Below are 23,259 nucleotides of genomic sequence, written 5' to 3'. Positions count from 1 at the left end.
CCATCAGGCGGACCTCGCCGGCAGCACGTAGGAGCGGGCCAGATCGGCAAAGCCGTCGGTGCGGCTGCGCGCGACATAATGGCTGGCCAGTCCCTCCAGCGCCAGATTGATCTGCTGCCGGGTCATCGCATTCTCGAGTTGATAGTGCGTGCGGCGCAGTACGGCGATATTGGCCTCGGATTGCCCGCGCGTATAAATGGCCGGGAAGATCAACTCCTGGCGGATGTGGCCGGCGATCGTCGCGACATCCAGCCGTTCGCGGCAGGAGAGGGCATCCCGAAACACGGCCGAACCGTTCTCCGGCCAGCCGGCGGCCAGATTCAACAGGCGCGCATGATCGGTGTTGCCGGAACGGTTGAGTTGCCCGACGACCCATCCGCGCTTGGCATCGGTATCGGCCAAGGCATCGAGCCGGACAAGGATCGGCTGCGCCGCAGTGCCAGGCTGCGTGCCCTCTCCCCTGGCTTCGGCGGTTTCAATGGCTGCGGTCAGCTGCGACAGCTCGGCCAGCGCGGCCTCGCGGAAGCGAATGACGGCCCGGACCCCCTCGGGGTCGGGACACGCGGCCGCCAGCGCGCTTACGCTGGCATCGTCGAGAGCCAGCAGCGCATCGTCCAGCGATTTGAAATAATGGTGCTCCCTCCCCGATTGACGCAGGGAAAGATGCGTATCCACCGCCGCCGCCAGGCCCTGCTGCAACTCGGCCTTGACCGCGTCGTTCATGGTGAAATTCAGGGTTCCCGACAGCATCCCGCCATAGTCGCCGCTCTTGCACTTCAGCGGAACCTTGACGATCTGGGCGGACAATTCTTTCAGGCCGGCGGCCTGCAACGCCTCGCGCGCCTGCTGTGGCGCGCCGGCGATCCAGTCGATCGCGGCCCCGCCGATGCCGACTCGCTCCGGGACGGGATCGGTCGCCCCATCGAACACCAGAATCAGATTCTCCCCTTCTGCGATCGGCCCCGGAACGAACGGCCTGTCGATCAGTTCGGGCACAGGCACATTCAGCATCACCCCGCCGTCCTGGAAACGGGTCGCCTCCCCGCCGCCCGCATCCTGTTTCATGAACGGCAGACGGTGTTCGACTTGCTTGAACACGATGGGAAAGGCGCCTGAAATATGCGCCGCCGTGGCAACATCCATGTCCGGGGTGCTGCTGGCGTTGAACAGCGCGAGTTGCGGCCGTCCGGCAAACATGGCGGTCCCGGTGATATTCAGCGCTTTGATCTGCGGGATGCTCCGGCCGAGAATATCCAAGTCGCCGAAGGTCACCCCCCCGCCTTGCAGCAGCCGCTGCTCAATCGCCGCCACCCCGGCATCGATGGCGGCAGGGCTGGCGGCGATGCGCTCCAGCACCGACCTGCGCATCTCATTGCGGATCAGAGTTTGCAGCGGCACGGCATCCGACTGCAGACGCGGCACGATATTGCATATCACCTCGGCCAGGTTCCCCACCTTGCCCCCCAGCAGATTGCGGAAGAACGTCCCCAGCCGCGATGCGATATTCTGTAGAAAACGCTGCGCGGGCCGATCGCTGTCGAGCAGGCTGATCAGGTTCATCCGGTCGGACAGCGTTTTGAAAGACGCGGCATCCATTCCCGAGGCCAGCAATGCCGCCGTGATGCCGCCGGCCGACGAACCGGAGAGAGTCCGAATGCCATCCATCACCTTGCGCTGTTCGAGCACGCTGATCGCACCCGGATAGGCAACGCCTTTGGCACCGCCCCCGCTGAGCACCAGACTGGTGACCGGGGGCTTGCTCAACTCGACTTCGACCACGCCGTTTTCATAGCGCCGCAACACCACCTGGCGCGAACCGGCCGGGAGATTGAGATCGGCTCCCTGCCCGCACGGTTGCGCCGGCAGCGGGCCGAAGACAGAAACGGGAACATCGCCCTGCGCCGCACGCTCCGCCAGATCGACCTTCAAGCCCTCGACCAGCGTCACACGTATCCCCGGCTTGCTCCCGACGGCCGCTTGCGCCGTGTTTTCGGCCTGTCGCCAGGCGCCACCCTGCCCGCCTCCTCCACGGACTTGAAGCTTGCCTGCTCTCGTTCTGCAACGCGTATTGTCATTCCGTCCGCCTCCTTCGTATCCTGCCGCATTCGTCAGTGGTGCGGCGATCATAGGAGACCCGGAACGGGGCTGTCTTACGGTTTTTCTGCGCGAGTCATGAATTTCTCGGACGACCGCACCGGCAGGGCGACGGCAGCGCGCACCCGCCTACACGCGGTAACGCTCCATCGCCTGGTGCATGCCGCCGGCCAGCGCGGCCAGCCGGGTCGCCGACTCCGCCGCCGTGCCCGCCACCGCATGGTTCTCTTCCGACATCTGGGCAATCTGTTCGATCTGCTGGGCGATGGTCGTGCTGGCAGCGGCCTGCTCGCCGATGGTCATCGCGATATCGGCCACCAGGGTCACCGCTTCGTCGGTACGGCTGCGGATCTGCACGATGGTGCCGCCGGCGCCTGTGGCGCTCTCGGCGCTGTCGGTCACATCCGCCACCACCACATCGATGCGCCCGACCGCCTGCATCGCGCCGCTCTGCACCGCCTGGATCATCGTGTCGATCTCCAGCGTCGCGTGCGCCGTCCGTGCGGCTAGATTGCGGACCTCATCCGCCACGACGGCAAAACCGCGGCCCTGCTCGCCCGCGCGCGCGGCTTCGATGGCGGCATTCAATGCCAGCAGATTGGTCTGGTCGGCAATATCCTTGATCACATTGGTGACCGCGCCGATGGCAGCCGCCTGGTCGCGCAAGGCATTCACATCTTTTGACGCCAGTTGCACCACCTCGACCACATGCTCAATCCGCTGGACGGTTTCCAGAATCGCCTTTTCCCCGTCGCGAGCCAGACGCCCGGCATCCTGGGTCAGTTCGCTCGCCTCGTGAGCGCGATCGCCGACATGGCTGATGCTGACCGTCAATTGCTCGACCGTGCTGGCGATCCTGGCCGAGGCATCGGCGGTTCCCGACGAGCTGGCGGCCATATCGGCCGACGTCCCGCTCATCGCGCGCGACGACTCGCTGACACCGGCCACCGCGCGACCCAATTCGCTGAAGCTGCCGTGCAAAGTCTCGATCAAGTGGTCGAAGGCCCGCGCGGTATCGGTCAGCTCATCGTTACCCCCCAGCCGTGTACGGTGGGTAAAATCCAGTTTCTCGGCGATCGTCCCCATGCTCAGGCGCACCGCGTCGAGCGGACGCGTGACCGAGCGCATCAGGTACAGACCGACAACGAGCTCCAGCAAGGCGCCACCGGCGATCAGCCCGATCAGCAAATTGCGGGCGGAGGCGTACGCGTCCTCGGCTTGCGCGCGTTTGGCTGTCGCCGATGCCCGGGTCGTGGCGACAATGTCATTGACCGTGGCATCCACCTGTTTGGCAACGGCGGCCGAACGCGGGTCGGCGTTGGGAGGCGGGTGATTGGGATCCATCTGCCGCGACAGTGCGAGAATGGGCTCCGCCGCACTCAAATATTCGCCGACCAGCCCGCGCAGCGATTCGACGCGCTGGCGGTCGCCCTCCGACACAGGCAGTTTGTCATAGCTATCGACGAGCGCCAGCAAGGCATCGGCGTGTTGCTTGAGCTCCTTCTCCGCCTGCAGCTTGGCCGGCAGCACCGTGACCGCTTTGTGGCGCACCACGCGCAAACGCATCTCGATCAGTTCGGTATTCATGCGGCGCGAAAGATCGACGGCATTGAGCGACACTTCATCGATAAACCGCAGCTGCTGCTGGACCTGCAGCAAGCGCGAAATACCGAGCGCCCCGACGGCAAAAAAAGAAAAGATCGACAACGCAAGCAGTACGGCAATGCGAAGCTTGATGGTAAATCGAGCAGGCACGATACATTCTCCAAGGATTCGGACAGAGCGGGCAGGCCGGGAGGATGAAATCCCGGCACGACCCGACTCGGCTCGGACGCCCGACAATCTCAGGCGTGGGTAAAACGGAACAAGGCCGCCGGCGTCTCCGCCAGGACAGACAATCGTGCAGCGGCTTCGGGCAGGCAACTCACGCTCAGTGCATGTGCATGAGCGTAGTCCACTCGTGTTTCAAACTGGGTATGCGGCCAATCGCTGCCCCACAGCAACCGGCCGACGCCGAAATGGCTGAGCAAGGCCGGCATGGCTCGTTGTGCGATAAGCTCGCCGTCGCCCCCGTTGCGGTAGGCGCCGGACAGCTTCACCCAGACGCGGCCGCTGCCCGCGCTCTGCAGCAAAAAATCGAAACCGGGGTCGCCGATGCCGCGTTGCGGATCGGGGCGGCCGAAGTGATCGACCACCACCTTCAGCCCGGCATCGAGCAAGGGCGGCAGCAAGAGGGGCAAGCAACCGGCCGCGCAATGCACTTCCACCTGCCAGTCCAGCGCGGCCAGGCGCTGCAGAAAAACCGGCCAGGGCCCGGCCTCCAGATCGGGCACGGACATGCCGATCAGATTGAGACGCACCCCGACCACGCCCTCGCCGTTCAAGCGCTCGAGTTCCTCCGGCGCGGTGGTCGGCTCGAGCACGGCAATGCCGCGCAGTCGCCCCTGCGCCTCGCGCAGCCCGCGCACCATATAGCGATTGTCGGTGCCGAGAAAACTCGGTTGCACCAGCACGCCATAGGCAATGCCATGCCGGTCGAGCTGGGACAAATAGTCTTCCAGCAGAGCGTCATAGTCGGGAGCGTAGCGGCGGTCGGCGGCCAAGGGCAGGCCGCGACAAAAAATATGCGCGTGCGTATCGACGGCAAGCACGATCCGTCCCCCATCCACAGGCCGGGTATCGCTCATTCCGCCACATTCCCAAGCGTGCGCGCGGCCCCGGCGGCCACCGGGGCGTCGTGTGCCAGATCCTTGCCGCGGGTCTCCGGCAAGGCCAGCACGGCCAGCACGACCAGCGAATAAGCGAGCGCCGTATCCAGACCGATGGCCGCCCCCAGGGTCATGCGATCGCTCATCAAGCCGACCAGGGCGGGAAAGACGGCCGAGACGATGCGGCCGAAGTTGTAGCAGAAACCGACCCCGGTACCGCGCATACCGCTTGGATACAACTCATTGAACAGCGCCCCGAGGCTGGCCGGAATGCCGGCGGCGAAAAAGCCCAGCGGGAAGCCGAGGAACAGCATGGCGGTATTGTTCAGTGGCAGAAAGACGTAGCCGAGCACGGTTATCACGCAGCAGGCCGCGAACAGGACCACGGTATAGCGGCGGCCGATCCGGTCGAGCAGATGCGCGCTGGCCATGCAACCGAACCAGAAGGCGATGATGATCACGCCCAGATACCCCCCCGTACTCAGTACGGACAGGTGACGCTCGGTCTTGAGAAACGTCGGCAGCCAGGTCATCAAGGCGTAGTAGCCGCCGTGGGCGCCGACGCCGATCAAGGCCCCGATCACGGTCATGCGCACGACTTCCGGCCTGAAGATACTGAACAGCTCGCTGAAGCGGCTTGCACTGGCTACGGTCTTGCGCCGGGCAAAGCTGTCCGGCTCGGGAATCGTGCGCGCATACAGAACGACCAGCAAGGCGGGGATAAAACTGACGCCGAACATCACGCGCCACGCCATGTCAGGCGAGATCAGCCGGTCCAGCACCAGGTACAGCACGACCGAACCGCCCCAGCCCACGGCCCAGGCGCTTTGCACCATGCCCATCGCCTTGCCGCGGTGGTTGGACCGGATCACTTCGGCCAGCAGCACGGCTCCGGCCGCCCACTCGCCCCCGAAGCCGAACCCCTGCAAGGCACGCAGAACCAGCAACTGCTGAAAGTCCTGCGCAAACATCGATGGCAGCGCAAAAATCGCAAACCAGGCAATCGAAAACAGCAAGGCGCGCACTCGACCGATCCGGTCGGAAATCGCACCCATGATCCAGCCGCCGAGCGCCGACGCCACCATGGTCGCTCCGCCGATCATCCCGGCCTGGGCCTTGCTCAGACTCAAGGCGACGATCAGGGCCGGAATCGCAAGACTGAACATCTGCGTGGCAAGCGCATCGATACCCCAACCGCCGAAACAACTCCAGAACGTCTTGCGTTCGACTGCCGAGATTTCGCGATACCAACTGAACATTTGATTCTCCTGTAAACGCATTCGACGGGGGGGCGCACGCACCCGGAAAAGCAGCGCTTGCCGCGCTGCGGGCTTGCACTCAGCGAATTTCGACGTGATAGCGGAACTGATCGGCCGGCCCGCGCGAACGCCGCCACTCGAGCGGCTGGCGGTCGTAGCCATAGGCGAGGCGTTCCACCACGATCACCGGCGCTCCGGCCTGTATCTGCAGCAGCCGCGCATGCATGGCATCGACCGACTCGGCGGTCAGCGTTTCCTCGGCCGATGCCACCACCTGACCGCAGCGCTCCTCGTACAACGCGTACAACAGGTCGCCGAAGTCGTGGGTGTCGATATCGAGCAAAGCGGCAAAGCGCTCCCTGGGCAGCCAGATCGACTCCACCAGCAGCGGCGTGTCATCGAGCAAGCGCAAGCGGGTCATCTGGATGGCCTCGGCGCCGGCAGGCAGACGCAGGGCGGCGGCCACGGCGGAAGGCGCGACCACGCACTCGCGCCGCAGAATGCGCGCCTGCGGGATGCGGCGTTCGCCCGCTTCGTTCTGGAAACGGAAAAAACGGAACATCGTGGACTCGAAGCGCTTGCGGCGCACAAAGGTTCCCCGCCCCTGGAAGCGCTCAAGCATGCCGTCGGCGACCAACATGTCGATGGCCTTGCGCACCGTGCCGATGGAGGCCCCGAACGCTTTGACCAGTTCGGCTTCGGTGGGAATCGCATCCCCCGGCCGCCACTGCTGTCCGGCAATGCGCGCGGCGAACTCGTCGCGCAGGCGTTGGTACAAGGGCAAGCGGTCGTCATGGGGCATGGAATAACTCATCTCATCCTCTATTCATATATATGAATATACATTTAGTTTCCCATTGTTATCGATCAGCTGTCAATTTTAAATACAAATGACATTAAATCCGGATGCCGGGCCCCATCGCACGCGCAGGTCGAGCCCAGCCGAAGCACCGGCCACGGGCGAGGAGAAGAAAAACGCGAAACCTGCTGCATGCCGGCAACCGAATGGCATAGGATGGCGAAATGCCAACACGCGGAGTAAAAACATGAATTGCGTTCTCTCCGACGCCGCCCTCCATGCGCTGTTGCAGGAAGACTGTCCAGGCGGCGATCTGACCACAGAAACGCTGGGCATAGGCAAGCGGGCCGCACGGCTGACCTTCTGCGCACGCGAAGCGATGACCGTGTGCGGCAGCGAAGAGGCGGCCAGGCTGTTCGCGCTCAACGGCGCCCGGGTCGATGTTCGCGCCGAATCCGGCGACACGGTCGCGGCCGGCACCGTGCTGCTGGAAGCGAATGGCTCGGCGCAACAATTGCATCAGACCTATAAAGTCGCGCAGACCTTGATGGAAGCGACCTCCGGCATCGCCGGCGCCGCCCGTGCGATCACGGCGGCCTTGCACGCCGCCGGCATGACGGTTCCCCTCGCCTGCACCCGCAAGAATTTCCCGGGAACCAAGGCCTTATCGATCAAGGCGGTCAAGGCGGGCGGAGCGACACTACACCGTCTCGGCCTGTCGGAAACCCTGCTGCTGTTTGCCGAGCACAGAATGTTTCTCGAAACCGGCCCGGCGGCCACGGTACAGGCCATCCGCGCGCGCCAGCCGGAGAAAAAAATCGTCGTCGAAGCCAGGGACGAGGCCAGCGCGCTGGAATGGGCTCAGGCTGGCATCGATGTGCTGCAGCTGGATAAATTCACCCCTGCCGCGCTGCGCGACTGCAGGATGCGGCTGATCGCGGCCATGGGGGACAAGCGCCCGTTGCTCGCCGCCACGGGCGGAATCCATGCCGGCAATGCGGTCGACTATGCGGCAGCAGGGGCGGATCTGCTGGTTAGCTCCTCGCCCTACCTTGCCGCGCCGGCCGACGTTCAGGTAAGGTTTTACGCACTCCCCGGACACGGATGAAGATGAAACCGCTCGCCTATGCCGTCATCGGCGACGGGAGCGTTCGACGCCGATGACGAACCGCCCCGAATCCCAACCGGCGCCCGGCGCCCGGTCCGACACGCACGAGGTGGTGCTGCGCTACCACCTGGCCTGGAAAAACCGCGATCCGGATGCCATTCTGGCGCTGTATCACCCGCAGATCGCCTACCACGACTTTCTGCAAAACCGGGTCTTCCGGCATGCGGAACTGGCCGGTTATGTACGCTCTGCGCTGCCGCACGGAGAAGCGGACCGGATCGAACACACGGACCGCATACGCGTCGATGGCGATACGGCATTCATCCAGTACCGCTTGATACTCTCGGACGGCGCCCGCGCCGTATCGTTCTGCAGCAGCGAAGCCATCACGGTGCGCGACGGCCTGATCTGGCAGATCAGGGAATACGCAACGCTGCAAAGTCGAGACCCGCTCGCCGCCGACGGCGGCCGCAGCCCGCTGCAACGGCTGGGACTCTCGGCCAGGCAGGTGGGCGGCATGGTCGAAGATCTGCAGCGCTATTTCGCCGAGCAGCGCCCGTTTCTCGATCCCGATTGCACGCTGCAGCGCGTCGCCGCACAGACCGGCTACAGCCGCAACCAGATCTCCTATCTGCTCAACCAGGTATTCGGGCAGAGCTTTTACCGCTATATCAATCAGGCGCGCCTCGACTACCTGCTCGCGCGCCTGCCGCATGAGCCGCCCGGTTCCCGCATCGACAGCCTGGCATTTGCCGCCGGCTTCAATTCGCTATCGGCCTTTTACCGAAGCTTCCGCGCCCATACAGGGCAGTCGCCGACGGCCTATCTGCGCGCGCTTGCCTGCGGGTCCGCCGGCACGACAGACGACAGCGCTCCGATCTAGTCTGGCGGCGGAGTACCGGCGCCTGCCGGTGCCAGCCCGACCCTGCGCAGGAGGTTCCACATGACCGCATTCCCCCCCGTCAGCCTGTGGATGGACCAGCTCGGCGCCCCGCCGCCGGCGCGGGCGCCGCTCAGCGGCGAGCGCGAGGTCGACGTCGCCATCATAGGCGCCGGTTACACCGGCTTATGGACGGCCTACTACCTGAAACGGCAGGCGCCGCAGTTGCGCGTCGCCGTAGTGGAAGCACAGATCGCCGGATTTGGCGCATCCGGCCGCAACGGCGGCTGGCTGATAGGCGAACTGGCCGGCGAAGACAGGTTGCTGGCCAGGCTGGAAGCACAACAGCGCAAGGAAAGCCGCGTGCTGCTGCAGGACATCCCGGACGAGGTCGGGCGGGTCGTGGCGCGCGAAGCGATCGCCTGCGACTTCCGCAAGGGCGGCGGCCTCTATTGCGCCGCCCGCTACCCGGAACAGCAAACGCGCCTGCGCCGGCAGCTGGACGACTGGCACCGGGCCGGGCACGGCACGAGCGATTACGCCTGGCTCGATCCGGCCGAGCTCGCGCAACAGCTGCATATCGCCGGCGCCTACGGTGCGGTGCACTTTGCGCATCTGGCCACGATTCACCCGGCCCGGCTGGTGCGCGGGCTGGCGACCTGTCTCGAGCGGCTCGGGGTGGATCTGTACGAACACAGCCCGGCCCTGGAACTGACCCCGGCTTGCGTGCGGACTCCGGCAGGCATGCTGCGCGCGGACTGGATCGTTCCGGCCATCGAGGCCCATGCCATCGGCTTGCCGCCGCTTGCCCGCTGCCAGCTGGCAGTGCAGAGTCTGATGATTGCGACCGAACCCCTGCCGCCCGGGCTCTGGCGGCAGATCGGACTCGAGCAGGGACAAGCGTTCAGCGAAAGCAGCCGCCTGGTCAGCTATGGCCAGCGCACCGCCGACAACCGCATGGTCTTTGGCGCGCGCGGCGGTTATCGCTATGGCGGCAGGCTGCGTCAGGACTTCGTCCTGACGCCGGACGAGGTCGAGCAACGCCGGCGCCTGCTGGTCGACTTGTTTCCGCCGCTGGCAGGCGCACGCATCACCCATGCCTGGGGCGGGAATCTCGGGGTGGCGCGCGAGTTTCACCCGCATATGGTCTGCGACCCGGAGCGCCGCCTCGCCTGGGCCGGCGGATATGGTGGCGAAGGCGTCGGCGCGAGCAATCTGGCCGGCAGAACGCTGGCCGATCTGATACTGGGGCGCGACAGCCGGCTAGTGCGCCAGCCCTGGGTCGTGCCGGCGGACGCACTGCGAAACTGGGAACCGGAGCCGCTGCGCTGGCTCGCCTACCATGCGATCAGCCGCAGTTTCGCCGTGGAGGATTTCCTGCTGAGCCGGCCCGCCACCCCGCCTTGGCTGCGGCGGCTGTCGCAACACTGGGCAGATGCGATGGAAAGACTGATGGAACCGCCGGTGCCGGCGCCATGAAAAAAACCCGCCCGCAGTATGCGGGCGGGTTCGGCGCCATGCTTCGTTCGGCACTCAGCGTGCGCTGCTTTGTACCTGTGCGAGCACAGCCTTCGGCACCGCGGCGTAGTGTTTGAACTCCATCGTGTAAGTCGCACGCCCCTGGGTCATCGAGCGCAGCGTGGTGGAATAACCGAACATCTCGGCCAGCGGCATCAGCGCGCGCAGCTGTTTGACCCCGCCCGGGATATCATCCATGCCCTGGATCGAACCGCGCCGCGTATTGAGGTCGCCGACCACATTGCCGAGAAAAACCTCGGGCGTTTCCACTTCGACCTGCATGATCGGTTCCAGCAACTGCGGGGCGCCGCGACGCATGCCTTCCTTGAAAGCCATCGATCCGGCCATGCGGAAGGCGTTCTCGTTCGAGTCCACATCATGGTAGGAACCGAAAGTCAGCGTCACCCGCACGTCCACGACCGGATAACCGGCCAGCACGCCGTTCTGCAGCGACTCGCGCACGCCCTTGTCCACGGCGGGAATGAACTCGCGCGGCACCACGCCTCCCTTGATGGCATCGACAAACTCATACCCCTTGCCTGCAGCCAGCGGCTCCAGTTTCAGCAGCACATGGCCGTACTGGCCCTTGCCGCCGGTCTGCTTGATGAATTTGCCTTCGACCTCCGCCACCGCCTGACCCAGCGTCTCGCGATAGGCCACTTGCGGCTTGCCGACATTGGCCTCCACGCCAAACTCGCGCCGCATGCGATCGACGAGGATTTCCAGGTGCAACTCGCCCATGCCCGCGATGATGGTCTGCCCCGACTCCTGATCGGTATGGACGCGGAAGGACGGATCCTCCTGTGCCAGACGGTTCAGGGCAACCCCCATCTTTTCCTGGTCGGCCTTGCTCTTCGGCTCCAGCGCCTGCGCGATCACCGGTTCCGGGAAGTTCATCTTTTCCAGCACGATCACATGCTCGGGCGCGCACAAGGTGTCACCGGTCGTCACGCTTTTCAGCCCGACGGCAGCCGCGATATCGCCGGCGCGCACTTCCTTGATCTCCGTGCGTTCGTTGGCATGCATCAGCAGGATGCGGCCCAGCCTTTCCTTTTGCGACTTGAGCGGATTGAACAAGATATCGCCCGACTTCACCACGCCGGAATAGACGCGGAAGAACGTCAGCTGGCCGACGAAGGGATCGGTCATGATCTTGAACGCCAGCGCGGCAAACGGCTCGTCATCGCCCGGATGGCGCAGGACCGGCTGATCGTCTTCATCGTGGCCGCCGACCGCCGGCACATCGAGCGGCGAAGGCAGATAGTCGAGCACCGCATCCAGCAAAGCCTGCACCCCCTTGTTCTTGAAGGCACTGCCGGCCAGCATGGGCACGATCTCGTTGCGCACCGTGCGCGCACGCAGGCCGCGCCTGATTTCGTCTTCGCTCAGCGCCTGACCGTCCAGGTATTTATCCAGCAGCTCGCGACTGCCGTCGGCGGCAGCCTCTACCATCCGCTCGCGCCACAGCTGCGCGGTCGGCATGAGATCGGCGGGAATCGCCTCATAGCTGAAGCGCACGCCCTTGCTCGCATCGTCCCAGACGATCGCGCGCATCGTCACCAGATCGATCACGCCGTGAAAGTCTTCTTCCGCGCCAAGCGGTATCTGGACCGGCACCGCCTTGCCATGCAGACGTTCTTCGATTTGCGCCTGCACCCGGAAAAAATCGGCGCCGACGCGATCCATCTTGTTGACGAAGGCGAGACGCGGTACCGCGTATTTATTGGCCTGCCGCCAGACGGTTTCCGACTGCGGCTGAACCCCACCCACGGCGTCGTACACCATCACCGCACCATCGAGCACGCGCATCGAGCGTTCGACTTCGATCGTGAAGTCGACGTGCCCGGGCGTGTCGATGATATTGATGTGATGCTCGGCCCGATTGCCTGCCATGCCACGCCAGAAAACCGTGGTGGCGGCCGAGGTGATCGTTATGCCGCGTTCCTGCTCCTGCTCCATCCAGTCCATGGCGGCGGCGCCCTCATGCACTTCGCCTATCTTGTGCGTGACGCCGGTGTAGAACAGGATGCGCTCTGTCGTCGTGGTCTTGCCTGCGTCGATGTGAGCACTGATGCCAATATTGCGGTAACGGTCGAGTGGTGTTTTACGATCCATGATGGGTGTCTCCAGGGGTCCGGATACCGGATCCGGGGTATTCAATTCATCTGTGCCGCCCGCCTCCGTGAGGCGGTGTCGGCGTGCCTGGCGCAATCCTCAAGCGGTTTGCGTCTGCGCGGCCCGGCCGCGCGTGCTGTGCGATGGCGTCATCGTGCATCGGAGTTCCTTTAACAATACGTGCTGGTTGCCGTTTTGGCCGCCACTGATTGCGGCCGCTTCGGCGGTGACATGACAAAAGTAATCGTGTAACAAACACAAATACACACTACCCTCAAAAAAACCGTCCGGTCCACGCCAGCCGACACCAGCGGACCGGCGGCGACTCACGCGCCGCGACGCTCTTCGACCCGCGAGGCAATATCGGCCATGGTGGTCTGCCCGAGCGACAGTTCGAGATCGCGGCTCAGGCGGGCGAATTCCTGCTCCAGCACTGGCGTGATGCGATTCCCGATATGGCAGGCCGGATTCGGCGGCACACGGTGCAGCGCGAAATACGGCGGTTCTTCTACCGCACGGTAGATATCCAGCAGCGTTATCTGCCCGGCCGGCCTGGCAAGCAAGGCTCCGCCGCCCACCCCGAGCTGCGCCTGGGTCAACCCGGCGCTTGCCAGTGCACCGAGAATACGGCGCACCACGGTCGGGTTGGTGTTCACGCTGTGGGCGATGTCTTCCGAACGCACCGCCTGCCCCTCGCGCAAGGTGAGGCTGGTCAAAATATGTATCGCCACGGCGAAACGAGTAGATGTCGACACCTGCGGGGTCTCCGGCCCGGGGGCATGCCGGCAAGCCGGCTCCCCCGCGTCATGTGTGCTGCCACCTGCCCGGTTCAGGCGGGCGGTTACTGTGCAACAGTGTAACAGACTCTGTTACACATAGCAAGACCGGCGACGCGGGCCATAGCCGATCACCTGAAAGCGGCCAAATCACGGCGCAGCCGCCAGCATTCCATTGCAGTAGGCATATCGACCGACAACCCGGAGGGAGCGCGGCCGTCACAGCCGGGCGCCAGGGAGAAGGCACGGGCCATTTCGCCGAACCCGTGCGCACCGGGCAGGCCGAAACCCGACCGGGCGACTTGCGCGAGCGCCAGAAGCGCCATCCCCGCCAGTAGCCGAATCGGAGGCCCCCGCATGGCGGGCGCCATCATCGAAAGAGAGAGAGACGGGGGTAGTGCCCCCCCGTGGATCTGACGCCAGCCAGGCGCATCCCGGGTAGCGTTTGCCTGGCGCGCGGCACTGACGGCGGAGGCGGCAAGCGGAAACCGGAGCAGACGTCCCTGGCCAAAATCTTACGTCATCTTGACTGAATTTATACCGGATTTGAGCGATGAATAGGGATTTTCCTGTATTTTCACCGCCCCGGCCTTAGTCATAACATCCCCTTGCAATCAGGCCATGAATACCCCACCTGCCGCCGCCCATTTGCGCAATCCATTTACCCCAAGGACAGAACCATGAAAATCAGTCAACGAGTACGCCCCGCCCTGCTCGGCCTCGTCGCCCTGTCTGCCGTTGCAGTGGCGGCAATGCCGGCCGCCGCCGCCGCCCCCGAGCGCACCGAGAAAAATGCGTATCTCGATATGCTGTCGCGTGACAAAGCCGTGCTGCTACTGGTCGATCATCAGGTGGGCCTGATCAGCGGCGTACGCGACACCACGGTTGGAGATCTCAAACACAATGTCGTCGCGCTGGCCAAGGCTGCGCGCAGTCTTGGCGTGCCGGTGATCGTTACGGCCACCATGCCGGATGGCATGTGGGGACCCACGATGCCGGAACTGACAGCAGCCTTGCCTGGCGTGCGCGTGATCAGCCGCACCGTGATCAATGCCTGGGAAGACCCCGAAGTCCGCTCTGCGATCGAAAAGACGGGCCGCAAACAGATCATCATCGCCGGGGTGTCCCTGGAAATTTGCGCCGGCTTCCCGGCCTTGTCGGCCAAGGCCGCCGGCTACGACTCCCGCGTGGTGCTGGATGCCTCGGGAACCTTCAATGAGGCCAAGCGCACCGCCGGCCTGCAGCGCCTGCAGGGGGCCGGCGTCCCGGTGACCGACTATGCCACTGCCGCAGTGGAAATGCTGCGCAGCAATGTCGACCCCAAGGCGAATGAAGTCTATGCCGATCTGGACATGCCTTTTGCCACCCTGGTATGGCAGATCCAGAGTGGCTTCAGCAAGAAATAAGCCGTGGGCCGCCAGGGCGCGAGGAACACTGAGACCGCCTGGCCCGGCCGCCATCGGGACGAAGCCATGAACACGCGATCGAAAATTTCGACGCCGGTGCGCGACCATATGCCGACGTCCGGCCGTACCCTGGGCTTCGGCTTGCCTGCAGCGGCCGGACAGGCCCAAAACCTGCAACGGCACGCGGCGGCCAGAAATGATTCCGTGCGGCTGCCCGACCCGGCGCCAGACGAGCCACGAGTCAGGCACGGCCCCTTCGCGCTGAACAACCGTGAGCAAATCAATGATCGCATCCGTGCCTGTCAACGCGGCGAATTCGGCCCATCGAATGACGACTGGCGGCACAATGGTCATGAACCATCATGAGCGGCATCGCGCAGAAGACGCATTGGCCCACTCTGCTGATCGCCGTTTTTGCCGGCGCCTCCGGAGCGGTTTGTCTGGGCAAGGTTCCCGCCGTACTCGGGCTCTTGCGTGACGAGATGGGGCTGAGTCTGGTGCAAGGCGGCTGGATTGCATCGGCCTTCAATAGCCTGGCCATTGCGCTGGCCCTGTTTCCGGGTTTGTTGCTGGCACGCTGGAATGCATTGCAGACCGGCGTGGCCGGTCTGGTGTCATTGCTGCTTGGCGCCGCTCTGGCCTTACCCGCACACGGGCTGGGGCTGCTGTTGGCGTCGCGTGTCATCGAGGGCATCGGCTTTCTGCTGGTTTCCGTGTCCATGCCCAGCATGATCAGCGCCATAAGCAGCGATCAGGACAAGCGGCTTGCGCTCAGCTTGTGGGCGCTGAACCTGCCGCTGGGTGCGGCTGTCGGCATGCTGCTGACTCCCTGGCTTGCCACGCTGGGGGGCTGGCGCCTGGCGTGGCTGGTTTTCATGGCTATCCAGCTGCTGGCCTTGCTCCTGCTGCGGTCTTGCCGCGAGGTGTTCGACCGGGCCGGCGGTCTGTCAGCGCCAGCAGGCGGGCATGGCTTCTGGAACGGACTGGGCGTGCTGCGCCAGTCTGCCGTCTGGCGTCACGGGCTTGCCTTCATGCTGTACACGCTGATGTTATGGGCAACCCTGGTCTGGCTGCCGACGATGCTGCAGGCGCGTTCGGGACTGACAGGCAGCCGCATCGCCCTGCTGTCGGCCATGGCGGTGGTGGTCAACATTCCTGGCAATCTGGCTGGAGCCTGGCTGCTGCACCGCAATATCGGGCGCGAGGCACTGGTCTGCAGCACGCTGGGACTGATGGCCCTCTGTGGCCTGCTCGCTTTCTGGCCCGGCGTCGCGACGGATGCCGCCTGTCTACTGTGCATCGCTCTATCGCTGCTGGGCGGGGCGTTACCGCCCGCCGTACTGTCCTCGGCGCACGGGCTGAGCCAAGGTCCAGTGCAGCTGGCCATACTGCAAGGCTATTTCATGCTACTGGCAAATCTCGGGCAACTGCTCGGGCCACTGCTGCTGGCCGCCCTGATCGACGGCGGCGGCAACTGGAACGCGGCACGCTGGCTGTTCCTGACCGGCGCTGTTTTGACCTGTCTGTTGTTCAGCATGCGTCCGCGTAGCCATTAGCATGAGCCGATATTTTCCAAACCGGAGCCCCCGGCTGGCGGCGGCGCGCGTCCGGAACGTCGAAATCGCGCCAGGCCGCCTTTCCTGACGGCCGGGACGACGATTCAGCGACCGGAACGCGTGCTCACATCCACCCACACCGCCAGAATCAGGATGCTGCCCTTGACGATCATCTGCCAGAAGGTATCCACATCGAGCATGGACATGCCGTTATCCAGGCTTGCCATCACCAGCGCCCCGATCAGGGCGCCATAGACCGTACCCGAACCGCCGCGCATCGAGGTGCCGCCGATGAAACAGGCGGCGATGGCATCCAGTTCGCCCGAGGTGCCGGCCGAAGGCGAACCGGCCGCGAGCCGTGCCGTATTGACCAGCCCGGCCAGCGCGCACATGGTGCCCATGATGCCGAAGATCCACAGCTTGACCGCCTTCACATTCACCCCCGACAGGCGTGTCGCTTCCATATTGCTGCCGACGGAGTAGATGCGGCGACCGAACACGGTTTGCGAAGCGATATAGGAAAACAGTCCGAGCAGGGCGAGCAGCAGCAATACCGGAACCGGGATGCCGTCATAACTGTTCAAGGTCCGGACAAAACCGGAGAGGACGAGACCGATGATCAGGATACGGGCGACGGCGCGCCACATCGGCGCGACAGGCAGACCATGCTGCGCACGGTTGGTACGCTGGCGCCAGGTCAGCAGGACGGCGATCATGAACAGGGCAATGCCCACACTGCTGCCGACCCCGGCGGATAGGTAGCCTTGTCCGAGGTAGACCATGCCGCTGGACACCGGTGCGATGGTCTGGCCCCCGGTCACGCCGAGCAGGATCCCGCGAAACGCCAGCATCCCGCCCAGCCCCACGATGAACGAAGGGATGCGCAGATAGGCGGTCAGATAGCCATTGAACAGACCCAGCGCCAGGCCCATGACCATGACGATGCTCAGGCTCAGCGGCAGCGGCATGCCGCGGGTGACGTCCAGGACCGCGGCCACCCCGCCGAGCAAGCCGAGCAGAGACCCCACCGACAGGTCGATCTCGCCGGCGATGATGACGAGCACCATGCCACAGGCAAGAATGCCGGTCACCGACATCTGGCGCAGCAGATTGGACAGATTCCGCGCCGACACGAAACCGCCCTCGGTTTCCCAACTGAAAAAGGCCCAGATGATGGCAATGGCGATCAGCAGCGCCATGAGCTTGTACTGGCTGAACAGCTGTTTGAAATTGATGTTTTTCATATGAACTCCATGTGTTCATGCGCTCCCGCGGCATCGCTCGCGGGACTGTCGCCATCGGCCCGCGCCTGCGGATTGATGGCCGCAGCGAGGACGGCTTCCTGGGTCAGATCCTTATTGATGAAATTGCCGCGCAGGACGCCTTCGCCCATGACCAGGACCCGGTCCGAGATGCTGAGCACCTCGGCCATTTCGGATGAGACCATGATAATGGCCACCCCCTGCCGCGCCAGCTCGGCGATCAGGCGATAGATCTCGGCCTTGGCACCGACGTCGACCCCCCGCGTCGGCTCGTCCAGGATCAGGATCCTGGGCCGCGCCAGCAGCATTTTCGAGAGCACCGCCTTTTGCTGATTGCCGCCGGACAGGCTGGTGATCGGCAGATGGGGGCTGGCCGTCTTCAACTGCAGGCGCGCGATCTCATCGCCGACGGTTTTGAGCTCGGCGGCCGAATCGATGCGGGTATAGCGCGAAAAATCGTCCAGCACGGCCAGCGTGATGTTTTGCCCCACACTCAGATCGGGCACGATGCCGTGCCGTTTTCTGTCCTCGGGCACCATGCACAAGCCCTGCCGGATCGACTTGCGCGGCGAGCGCGTATCGGCCCGTTCGCCCTCGATCCAGACCTCGGCCTCGTAGCGGCCGGGGTAGGAGCCGAACAGCGCGGAGACCAGCTCGGTCCGCCCGGCGCCCACGAGCCCGGCAATGCCCAGGATCTCGCCCTTGCGCAAGGAAAAGGACACGTCGTCGACCCGCTTGCGCTGCGGATTGTCGACGTCGTAGCAGGTGACGTGGCGGACATCGAGCACCCGTTCGCCGATAGCGTGTTCCTGCTTCGGGTACAGGGCCGTGAGTTCGCGACCGACCATCTGGGTGATGATGCGGTCGATATTCATTTCGTCCATCGGCGTGGTGGCGATGTGTCTGCCATCCCGGATGACAGCGACCGTGTCGCAGATGGCGGCCACCTCATCGAGCTTGTGCGAGATATAGACGCAGGCCACGCCTTTGGCCTTGAGGTCGCGGATGATACCGAGCAATACGACGATTTCGGACGAGGTCAATGATGAGGACGGCTCGTCGAGAATCAGCAAACGGGCTTTTTTATTGAGCGCCTTGGCGATCTCGACCAACTGCTGGTGGCCCCCGCCATAATTCATGACCGGCAAGGCGACGTTGATATCCGGCATGTTCAGCTCTTGCATCAGCTCGCTTGCGCGCCGGTACATGGCCGGATAATTCATCCTCCCGCCCGGCAAGGTCAGCTCGTGCCCCATGAAGATGTTCTCGGCGACCGACAGCTCGGGGACCAGCATCAATTCCTGGTGGATGATCACAATGCCCGCGGCCTCGGTATCGCGCACCGAACTCGCCATCAGCGGCTTGCCCTCCCACAGAATCTCCCCTTCCCAGCTACCGTACGGGTAAACCGCCGACAACACCTTCATGAGCGTCGACTTGCCTGCGCCGTTCTCGCCGCACAAACCGATGCACTCGCCGGCCTTGATCTTGATATCGATGCCATTCAGGGCGCGGACACCGTCGAACGCCTTGACGATGCCCTTCATTTCCATCAGATAATCGGACATGCTTGTTCTCGCAGTCATTCATCCAGACAAAGAATCGATCCGCCCCCGGCCGCGATCCGGCCGCGCCCGGAGAGGGCGCCGGCGGACCGCGGCACGGCAGGCCGGTCTTCTTCTACCCTGCGATCACTCGCCGATCTGGGCTTTGCTGTAAAAGCCGTCCTGAACCAGGAGATTGACGTTGCCGCGTGTCAGCGCTGTCGGCTTTAACAGCAAAGTGTCGACCTTCTTGAAGCCGTTGTCATAGGTTGAATTGAAGCCCGGCTTGTGCTTGCGAACCATGTCGACAGCCAGCTTCGCGGCCTGCGAGGCGATCAGTTTCAGTGGCTTGTAGACGGTCATGGCCTGCGTCCCGGCGATCACGCGCTTCACCGCGGCCAGGTCGGCATCCTGCCCGGACACCGGCACCTTGCCGGCCAGTTTCTGCGCCGCCAGCGCCTGAATCGCGCCGCCGGCCGTCCCGTCGTTGGAGGCGACGATGGCGTCGATCTTGTTGCCGTTGGCCGTCAACGCATTCTCGATGATGGACAGGGCCTCGGTCGGGTTCCAGTCGCGCACCCATTGCTGCCCGACAACCTTGATGTCCCCCTTGTCGATCAGGGGCTTGAGTATCTTCATCTGCCCTTCGCGCAGCATCTTGGCATTGTTGTCGGTGGGCGAACCGCCAAGCAGATAGTAGTTGCCCTTCGGGCGGATCTTGACCACGCCCGCGGCCTGCATCTCGCCGACCTTCTCGTTATCGAACGAGATATAGCCATCGACATCGGCATTCAGAATCAAGCGGTCGTAAGACAGCACCTTGATACCGGCCTTTTTCGCTTCCTTGACGGCATTGGTCAGCACAGTGGCATTGAACGGCACGATCACGATCGCATCGACGCCGCGCGAAATCAGGTTTTCGATCTGGGAGATCTGGCGCTGCTCACTGGCATCGGCCGATTGCACATAGACCTTGGCCCCCAGTTTTTCGGCTGCCGCCGTAAAGAAATCGCGATCTCGCGCCCAGCGTTCGAGGCGCAGATCGTCGATGGAAAAACCGATTTTCGGGTTCTTGGCATCGGCCTGGGCCGCATTGCCCAATAGCATCAGGCTGGCTGTCGCTACCACCGCCAGCACCGCGTTTTTCATGAACGTATTCATTTGTTGTGACTCCTGTGTGTTGGTTATCACTACATGGCGTGGCGGAATGCGCGGGGACAGCGGAAACGATCCGGCCCAGCCCCTGCATACCGCCTTGCCTCATGCCCCCGGGAAACGGCCCCCCGACCCCGGAGCGGCATGCCTCACTGCGCGAACAGGGACTGCAATTGCCGGTACAGCTGCTGGAATTTCTGCCGTCGCACGCCGTAGACCGCATGGCGCGCGGCATCCGGCTCATACACCGCGATGCATTCCGGCACCGGGCAGATCTCTGCCAGCACGTCATGCCCTGCGCTCGGGTCGACCATGCCCAGCCAGGCCAGACGCGCGGCCCCCAGAGCGGGGCCGACATCGCCCCCCTGCCGCCGCGCGAGCCTGCGGCCGCTGATATCGGCCAGCATCTGCGCCCAATACGCGCTGCGTGACCCGCCTCCGATCAGCGTGATGTCATCGGCAATGAAACCTGCGGCCTCCACCGCGTCGATACCATCGCACAGACCGAAGCCGACCCCCTCCAGCGTCGAGCGCGCGAGATCGGCACGCGTGGTCGCCGCGTGCAGACCGAAAAACACGCCCTGCGCATGGGGATCGTTATGCGGGGTTCTCTCCCCGCTCAGATAGGGCAGAAAAAGCGGAGCCCCGGCGACCAGCCCCTGCGCATCGAGCGCCTCGGCATCGGCCAGCAGCGCCGGCACATCGTGGTAGCCCGTCAGCTGGGCGCTGAAGTCGAGGCAGGCCGCGGCCGACAACATGACCGACATCAGATGCCAGGTTCCGGGCAGCGCGTGGCAGAAGCTGTGGACGGCCCGCTCGGGGTTGGCATGAAAACCGTCGCAGGCGGCGAAATAAACGCCCGAGGTCCCCAGCGACAGCATCGCCTGTCCCGACTTGACGACCCCGGCGCCGATCGCGCCGGCGGCGTTGTCGCTCGCCCCCGCCACGACCGGAACCGGCTTGAGCCCCCATCGCTGCGCGAGATCGGCGGCCAGCGTGCCGGTCACCTGCGTTCCCTCGAACAGTGCCGGCATCTGCCTGCGCGTGAGCCCGGTGGCCGCCAGCAACGCGTCGTTCCAGTCGCGGCGGCCGACGTCCAGCCACAAGGTGCCGGCGGCATCGGAAACATCGCTGGCATAGACGCCGGTCAACCGGTAGCGCAACCAGTCTTTGGGCAACAGCACCATGGCGATGCGGCCGAAGATCTCCGGCTCATGCCGCGACAGCCATAACAGCTTGGGTGCGGTAAAGCCGGGCATCATCAGATTGCCGGTGATCTGGCGCGAGGTCGGCACCCGCCGTTCCAGCTCGGCGCACTCGGCAAAAGAACGGCCGTCGTTCCAGAGAATGGCCGGGCGCAGCACCCTGCCCCCGGCATCCAGCACGGTCGCTCCGTGCATCTGTCCGGTCAGGCCGATCGCTTCGATCGCGGCGGGATCGATGCCCCGCTCCCGCGCCTGCGCGAGCAGGCCGACGATAGCCTGCTCGGACGCGGTCCACCAATCGTCGGGATTCTGTTCGCGCCATACGCTGTGCCCGGGTGTCTGCGCGAGCAGTGCCAGCGGTGCGCTGGCACTGGCCAGCACCCTGTTGCTGCGATCCAGCAGGATCGCTTTGACGCCTGAGGTTCCCAGGTCGATACCAATGAACATGGCAGCTCCCGGATCAACCGAAAATGGCGCGATTGACGGCGTTTTCCAGCATTTCCTGACGGCCGCTGACCGGCTGCGGATCGATCTGCCCGGCGAAGGCAAAATCGGCGACATCGCTCAGCGACAGCTTGCCGGCGAGGACATCCTGGCCGAAGGTGTCGCCCCAGCCGGCGTAGCGCTCGGCCTTGAAGCGGCCCAGCACATCGTTTTCGATCATGACGGCCGCGCGTTCCAGCGCCAGCGCCAGCACGTCGATGGCGCCGACGTGGCCGTGGAACAGATCGACCCCGTCCAGACTCTGGCGCCGCACTTTGGCGTCGAAGTTGAAGCCGCCGGTGCTCAGGCCGCCGGCCTTCAGGATTTCGTACACGACGAGGGAGAGTTCTTCGACACTATTGGGGAACTGGTCGGTGTCCCAGCCGTTCTGCAGATCGCCGCGATTCGCGTCGATGCTGCCCAGCAGCCCCAGCGAGGCCGCGGTCGCGATTTCGTGCTGGAAGCTGTGCCCGGCAAGCGTCGCGTGATTGGCTTCGATATTGACCTTGACCTCGTTCTCCAGGCCGAATTGCTTGAGAAAACCATAGACGGTCGCCGTATCGTAATCGTACTGATGCTTGCTCGGTTCCTGCGGCTTCGGTTCGATCAGCAAGGTCCCGCCAAAGCCGATCTTGTGCTTGTGCTCGACCACCATGCCCAGAAAACGGCCGAGCTGTTCGCGTTCGCGCTTCAGATCGGTATTGAGCAGGGTTTCATAACCTTCACGGCCGCCCCACAAGACATAATTGATGCCGCCCAGGCGCTGCGTCGCGTTCATCGCGGTAAACACCTGCGTCGCGGCATAGGCGAAGACTTCGGGATTCGGATTGCTGGCGGCGCCAGCAGCGTAACGCGGATGGCTGAAACAGTTGGCCGTGCCCCACAGCAGACGCACCCCGGTCTCGGCCTGCTTGCGTTCGAGAACATCGACCATGGCCGCCATATTGCTGCGGTACTCGTTCAGGTTCGCTCCGCCCGGCGCGACATCGGCGTCATGGAAGGTGTAGAAATCCACGCCCAGCTTGGAGAAGAATTCGAACGCCGCATCCGCCTTCATGCGCGCCATCTCCATCTCGTTGCCACCCTGATGCCAGGCACGCTTGAAGGTTCCGGAGCCGAACATGTCGCCGCCGCCCCAGGCGAAGGTATGCCAGTAGCAGGTCGCCAGGCGCAGATGTTCGCGCATGGGCTTGCCCAACACGATTTTATCGGCATCGTAATGGCGATAGGCGAGAGAGGACGTCGTGTCGACGCCCTCGAAGCGGATCGGTGTCACAGTGGGGAAGTAACTCATTTGGCAGCTCCTGATCGTGTCGAAATCGTGTCGAATTGCGGCGGTCAACCGGCTTGCCCGGCTGTCCGTTTGCCATGGCTTCCGTCGCATCATCCGG

The 23,259-nt window shown here is 64.2% G+C and carries 18 protein-coding genes; 6 read left to right on the top strand and 12 right to left on the bottom strand.

All coding sequences use genetic code 11. The features are described from left to right. Positions 1 to 3: 3 nt before the first annotated feature. From G520_RS21585 to G520_RS0104705, 5 genes are all read right to left on the bottom strand, one after another. Positions 4 to 1,947, bottom strand: a complete 1,944-nt coding sequence (locus tag G520_RS21585; protein ID WP_051229050.1) for a patatin-like phospholipase family protein — start codon at positions 1,945 to 1,947, stop codon at positions 4 to 6. 276 nt (positions 1,948 to 2,223) lie between these two features. After that, a complete protein-coding gene (locus G520_RS21580; RefSeq protein WP_051229049.1) occupies positions 2,224 to 3,849 on the bottom strand; it encodes a methyl-accepting chemotaxis protein in 1,626 nt (541 codons plus the stop codon). Between the two features lie 89 nt (positions 3,850 to 3,938). Continuing rightward, a complete protein-coding gene (locus G520_RS0104715) occupies positions 3,939 to 4,781 on the bottom strand; it encodes an amidohydrolase family protein (protein WP_051229047.1) in 843 nt (280 codons plus the stop codon). Further along, entirely contained in the window at positions 4,778 to 6,061 is a 1,284-nt protein-coding gene (locus G520_RS0104710) for an MFS transporter (protein WP_028534639.1), read from the bottom strand. Before G520_RS0104710 ends, G520_RS0104715 begins: the two co-directional genes overlap by 4 nt. Before the next feature lie 79 nt (positions 6,062 to 6,140). Beyond that, positions 6,141 to 6,875: a GntR family transcriptional regulator gene (locus G520_RS0104705; protein ID WP_211222766.1), complete on the bottom strand. Its 735-nt coding sequence runs from the start codon at positions 6,873 to 6,875 to the stop codon at positions 6,141 to 6,143. Between the two features lie 232 nt (positions 6,876 to 7,107). On the opposite strand from G520_RS0104705, the gene modD reads away from it, so the two are divergent. The 3 genes from modD to G520_RS0104690 are packed head-to-tail and all read left to right on the top strand — an operon-like array spanning position 7,108 to position 10,327. After that, positions 7,108 to 7,968, top strand: coding sequence for a ModD protein (modD, locus tag G520_RS0104700; RefSeq protein WP_028534637.1), 861 nt, complete (start codon positions 7,108 to 7,110; stop codon positions 7,966 to 7,968). A gap of 52 nt (positions 7,969 to 8,020) precedes the next feature. Further along, positions 8,021 to 8,851, top strand: a complete 831-nt coding sequence (locus tag G520_RS21575) for an AraC family transcriptional regulator (RefSeq protein ID WP_051229045.1) — start codon at positions 8,021 to 8,023, stop codon at positions 8,849 to 8,851. A gap of 60 nt (positions 8,852 to 8,911) precedes the next feature. After that, positions 8,912 to 10,327, top strand: coding sequence for an NAD(P)/FAD-dependent oxidoreductase (locus G520_RS0104690; RefSeq protein WP_028534636.1), 1,416 nt, complete (start codon positions 8,912 to 8,914; stop codon positions 10,325 to 10,327). 54 nt (positions 10,328 to 10,381) lie between these two features. On the opposite strand, the gene fusA is transcribed toward G520_RS0104690, so the two are convergent. Both fusA and G520_RS0104680 read right to left on the bottom strand, forming a co-directional pair. Continuing rightward, complete coding sequence (fusA, locus tag G520_RS0104685; protein ID WP_028534635.1) at positions 10,382 to 12,481, bottom strand: elongation factor G; 2,100 nt, start codon at positions 12,479 to 12,481, stop codon at positions 10,382 to 10,384. Between the two features lie 326 nt (positions 12,482 to 12,807). Beyond that, on the bottom strand, positions 12,808 to 13,236 hold the full coding sequence (locus G520_RS0104680; protein ID WP_028534634.1) for an Rrf2 family transcriptional regulator: 429 nt from the start codon (positions 13,234 to 13,236) through the stop codon (positions 12,808 to 12,810). A 701-nt stretch (positions 13,237 to 13,937) separates the two neighbouring features. Here G520_RS0104680 and G520_RS0104670 point away from each other — a divergent pair. Genes G520_RS0104670 through G520_RS21570 form a run of 3 tightly spaced genes read left to right on the top strand, consistent with a single transcriptional unit; the run spans position 13,938 to position 16,219 of the window. Continuing rightward, on the top strand, positions 13,938 to 14,663 hold the full coding sequence (locus G520_RS0104670) for an isochorismatase family protein (RefSeq protein WP_028534632.1): 726 nt from the start codon (positions 13,938 to 13,940) through the stop codon (positions 14,661 to 14,663). A gap of 3 nt (positions 14,664 to 14,666) precedes the next feature. Continuing rightward, positions 14,667 to 15,029 carry a hypothetical protein gene (locus G520_RS0104665; protein WP_156876878.1) on the top strand — a complete coding sequence of 121 codons (363 nt, stop codon included), beginning with the start codon at positions 14,667 to 14,669 and terminating at the stop codon, positions 15,027 to 15,029. Beyond that, a complete protein-coding gene (locus G520_RS21570; RefSeq protein ID WP_036665384.1) occupies positions 15,026 to 16,219 on the top strand; it encodes an MFS transporter in 1,194 nt (397 codons plus the stop codon). The genes G520_RS0104665 and G520_RS21570 overlap by 4 nt, the downstream gene beginning before the upstream one ends. Before the next feature lie 104 nt (positions 16,220 to 16,323). On the opposite strand, the gene G520_RS0104655 is transcribed toward G520_RS21570, so the two are convergent. The 5 genes from G520_RS0104655 to xylA all read right to left on the bottom strand — a co-directional run bounded on the left by G520_RS0104655 (position 16,324) and on the right by xylA (position 23,162). After that, positions 16,324 to 17,463, bottom strand: a complete 1,140-nt coding sequence (locus G520_RS0104655) for a sugar ABC transporter permease (protein ID WP_028534630.1) — start codon at positions 17,461 to 17,463, stop codon at positions 16,324 to 16,326. Beyond that, entirely contained in the window at positions 17,460 to 19,049 is a 1,590-nt protein-coding gene (gene xylG, locus G520_RS0104650; RefSeq protein ID WP_028534629.1) for a D-xylose ABC transporter ATP-binding protein, read from the bottom strand. Before xylG ends, G520_RS0104655 begins: the two co-directional genes overlap by 4 nt. 123 nt (positions 19,050 to 19,172) lie before the next feature. Further along, positions 19,173 to 20,186, bottom strand: a complete 1,014-nt coding sequence (gene xylF, locus G520_RS0104645) for a D-xylose ABC transporter substrate-binding protein (protein ID WP_028534628.1) — start codon at positions 20,184 to 20,186, stop codon at positions 19,173 to 19,175. Positions 20,187 to 20,329: 143 nt separating this feature from the next. Next, positions 20,330 to 21,832: a xylulokinase gene (xylB, locus tag G520_RS0104640; RefSeq protein ID WP_028534627.1), complete on the bottom strand. Its 1,503-nt coding sequence runs from the start codon at positions 21,830 to 21,832 to the stop codon at positions 20,330 to 20,332. 13 nt (positions 21,833 to 21,845) lie between these two features. Continuing rightward, entirely contained in the window at positions 21,846 to 23,162 is a 1,317-nt protein-coding gene (xylA, locus tag G520_RS0104635) for a xylose isomerase (RefSeq protein ID WP_028534626.1), read from the bottom strand. Between the last annotated feature and the right edge of the window lie 97 nt (positions 23,163 to 23,259).

Source organism: Paludibacterium yongneupense DSM 18731, from assembly GCF_000422925.1.
GTDB classification, from domain to species: domain Bacteria; phylum Pseudomonadota; class Gammaproteobacteria; order Burkholderiales; family Chromobacteriaceae; genus Paludibacterium; species Paludibacterium yongneupense.
This window is presented reverse-complemented; position numbering and strand designations above follow the sequence as displayed.

Coding starts and splice junctions, on each gene's coding strand:
- xylF (WP_028534628.1), bottom strand. CDS start 20,186: ATGAATACGTTCATGAAAAACGCGGTGCTGGCGGTGGTAGCGACAGCC.
- G520_RS0104715 (WP_051229047.1), bottom strand. CDS start 4,781: ATGAGCGATACCCGGCCTGTGGATGGGGGACGGATCGTGCTTGCCGTC.
- xylB (WP_028534627.1), bottom strand. CDS start 21,832: ATGTTCATTGGTATCGACCTGGGAACCTCAGGCGTCAAAGCGATCCTG.
- G520_RS21575 (WP_051229045.1), top strand. CDS start 8,021: ATGACGAACCGCCCCGAATCCCAACCGGCGCCCGGCGCCCGGTCCGAC.
- G520_RS0104690 (WP_028534636.1), top strand. CDS start 8,912: ATGACCGCATTCCCCCCCGTCAGCCTGTGGATGGACCAGCTCGGCGCC.
- G520_RS21570 (WP_036665384.1), top strand. CDS start 15,026: ATGAGCGGCATCGCGCAGAAGACGCATTGGCCCACTCTGCTGATCGCC.
- fusA (WP_028534635.1), bottom strand. CDS start 12,481: ATGGATCGTAAAACACCACTCGACCGTTACCGCAATATTGGCATCAGT.
- G520_RS0104655 (WP_028534630.1), bottom strand. CDS start 17,463: ATGAAAAACATCAATTTCAAACAGCTGTTCAGCCAGTACAAGCTCATG.
- modD (WP_028534637.1), top strand. CDS start 7,108: ATGAATTGCGTTCTCTCCGACGCCGCCCTCCATGCGCTGTTGCAGGAA.
- xylA (WP_028534626.1), bottom strand. CDS start 23,162: ATGAGTTACTTCCCCACTGTGACACCGATCCGCTTCGAGGGCGTCGAC.
- xylG (WP_028534629.1), bottom strand. CDS start 19,049: ATGTCCGATTATCTGATGGAAATGAAGGGCATCGTCAAGGCGTTCGAC.
- G520_RS0104670 (WP_028534632.1), top strand. CDS start 13,938: ATGAAAATCAGTCAACGAGTACGCCCCGCCCTGCTCGGCCTCGTCGCC.
- G520_RS0104710 (WP_028534639.1), bottom strand. CDS start 6,061: ATGTTCAGTTGGTATCGCGAAATCTCGGCAGTCGAACGCAAGACGTTC.
- G520_RS0104705 (WP_211222766.1), bottom strand. CDS start 6,875: ATGAGTTATTCCATGCCCCATGACGACCGCTTGCCCTTGTACCAACGC.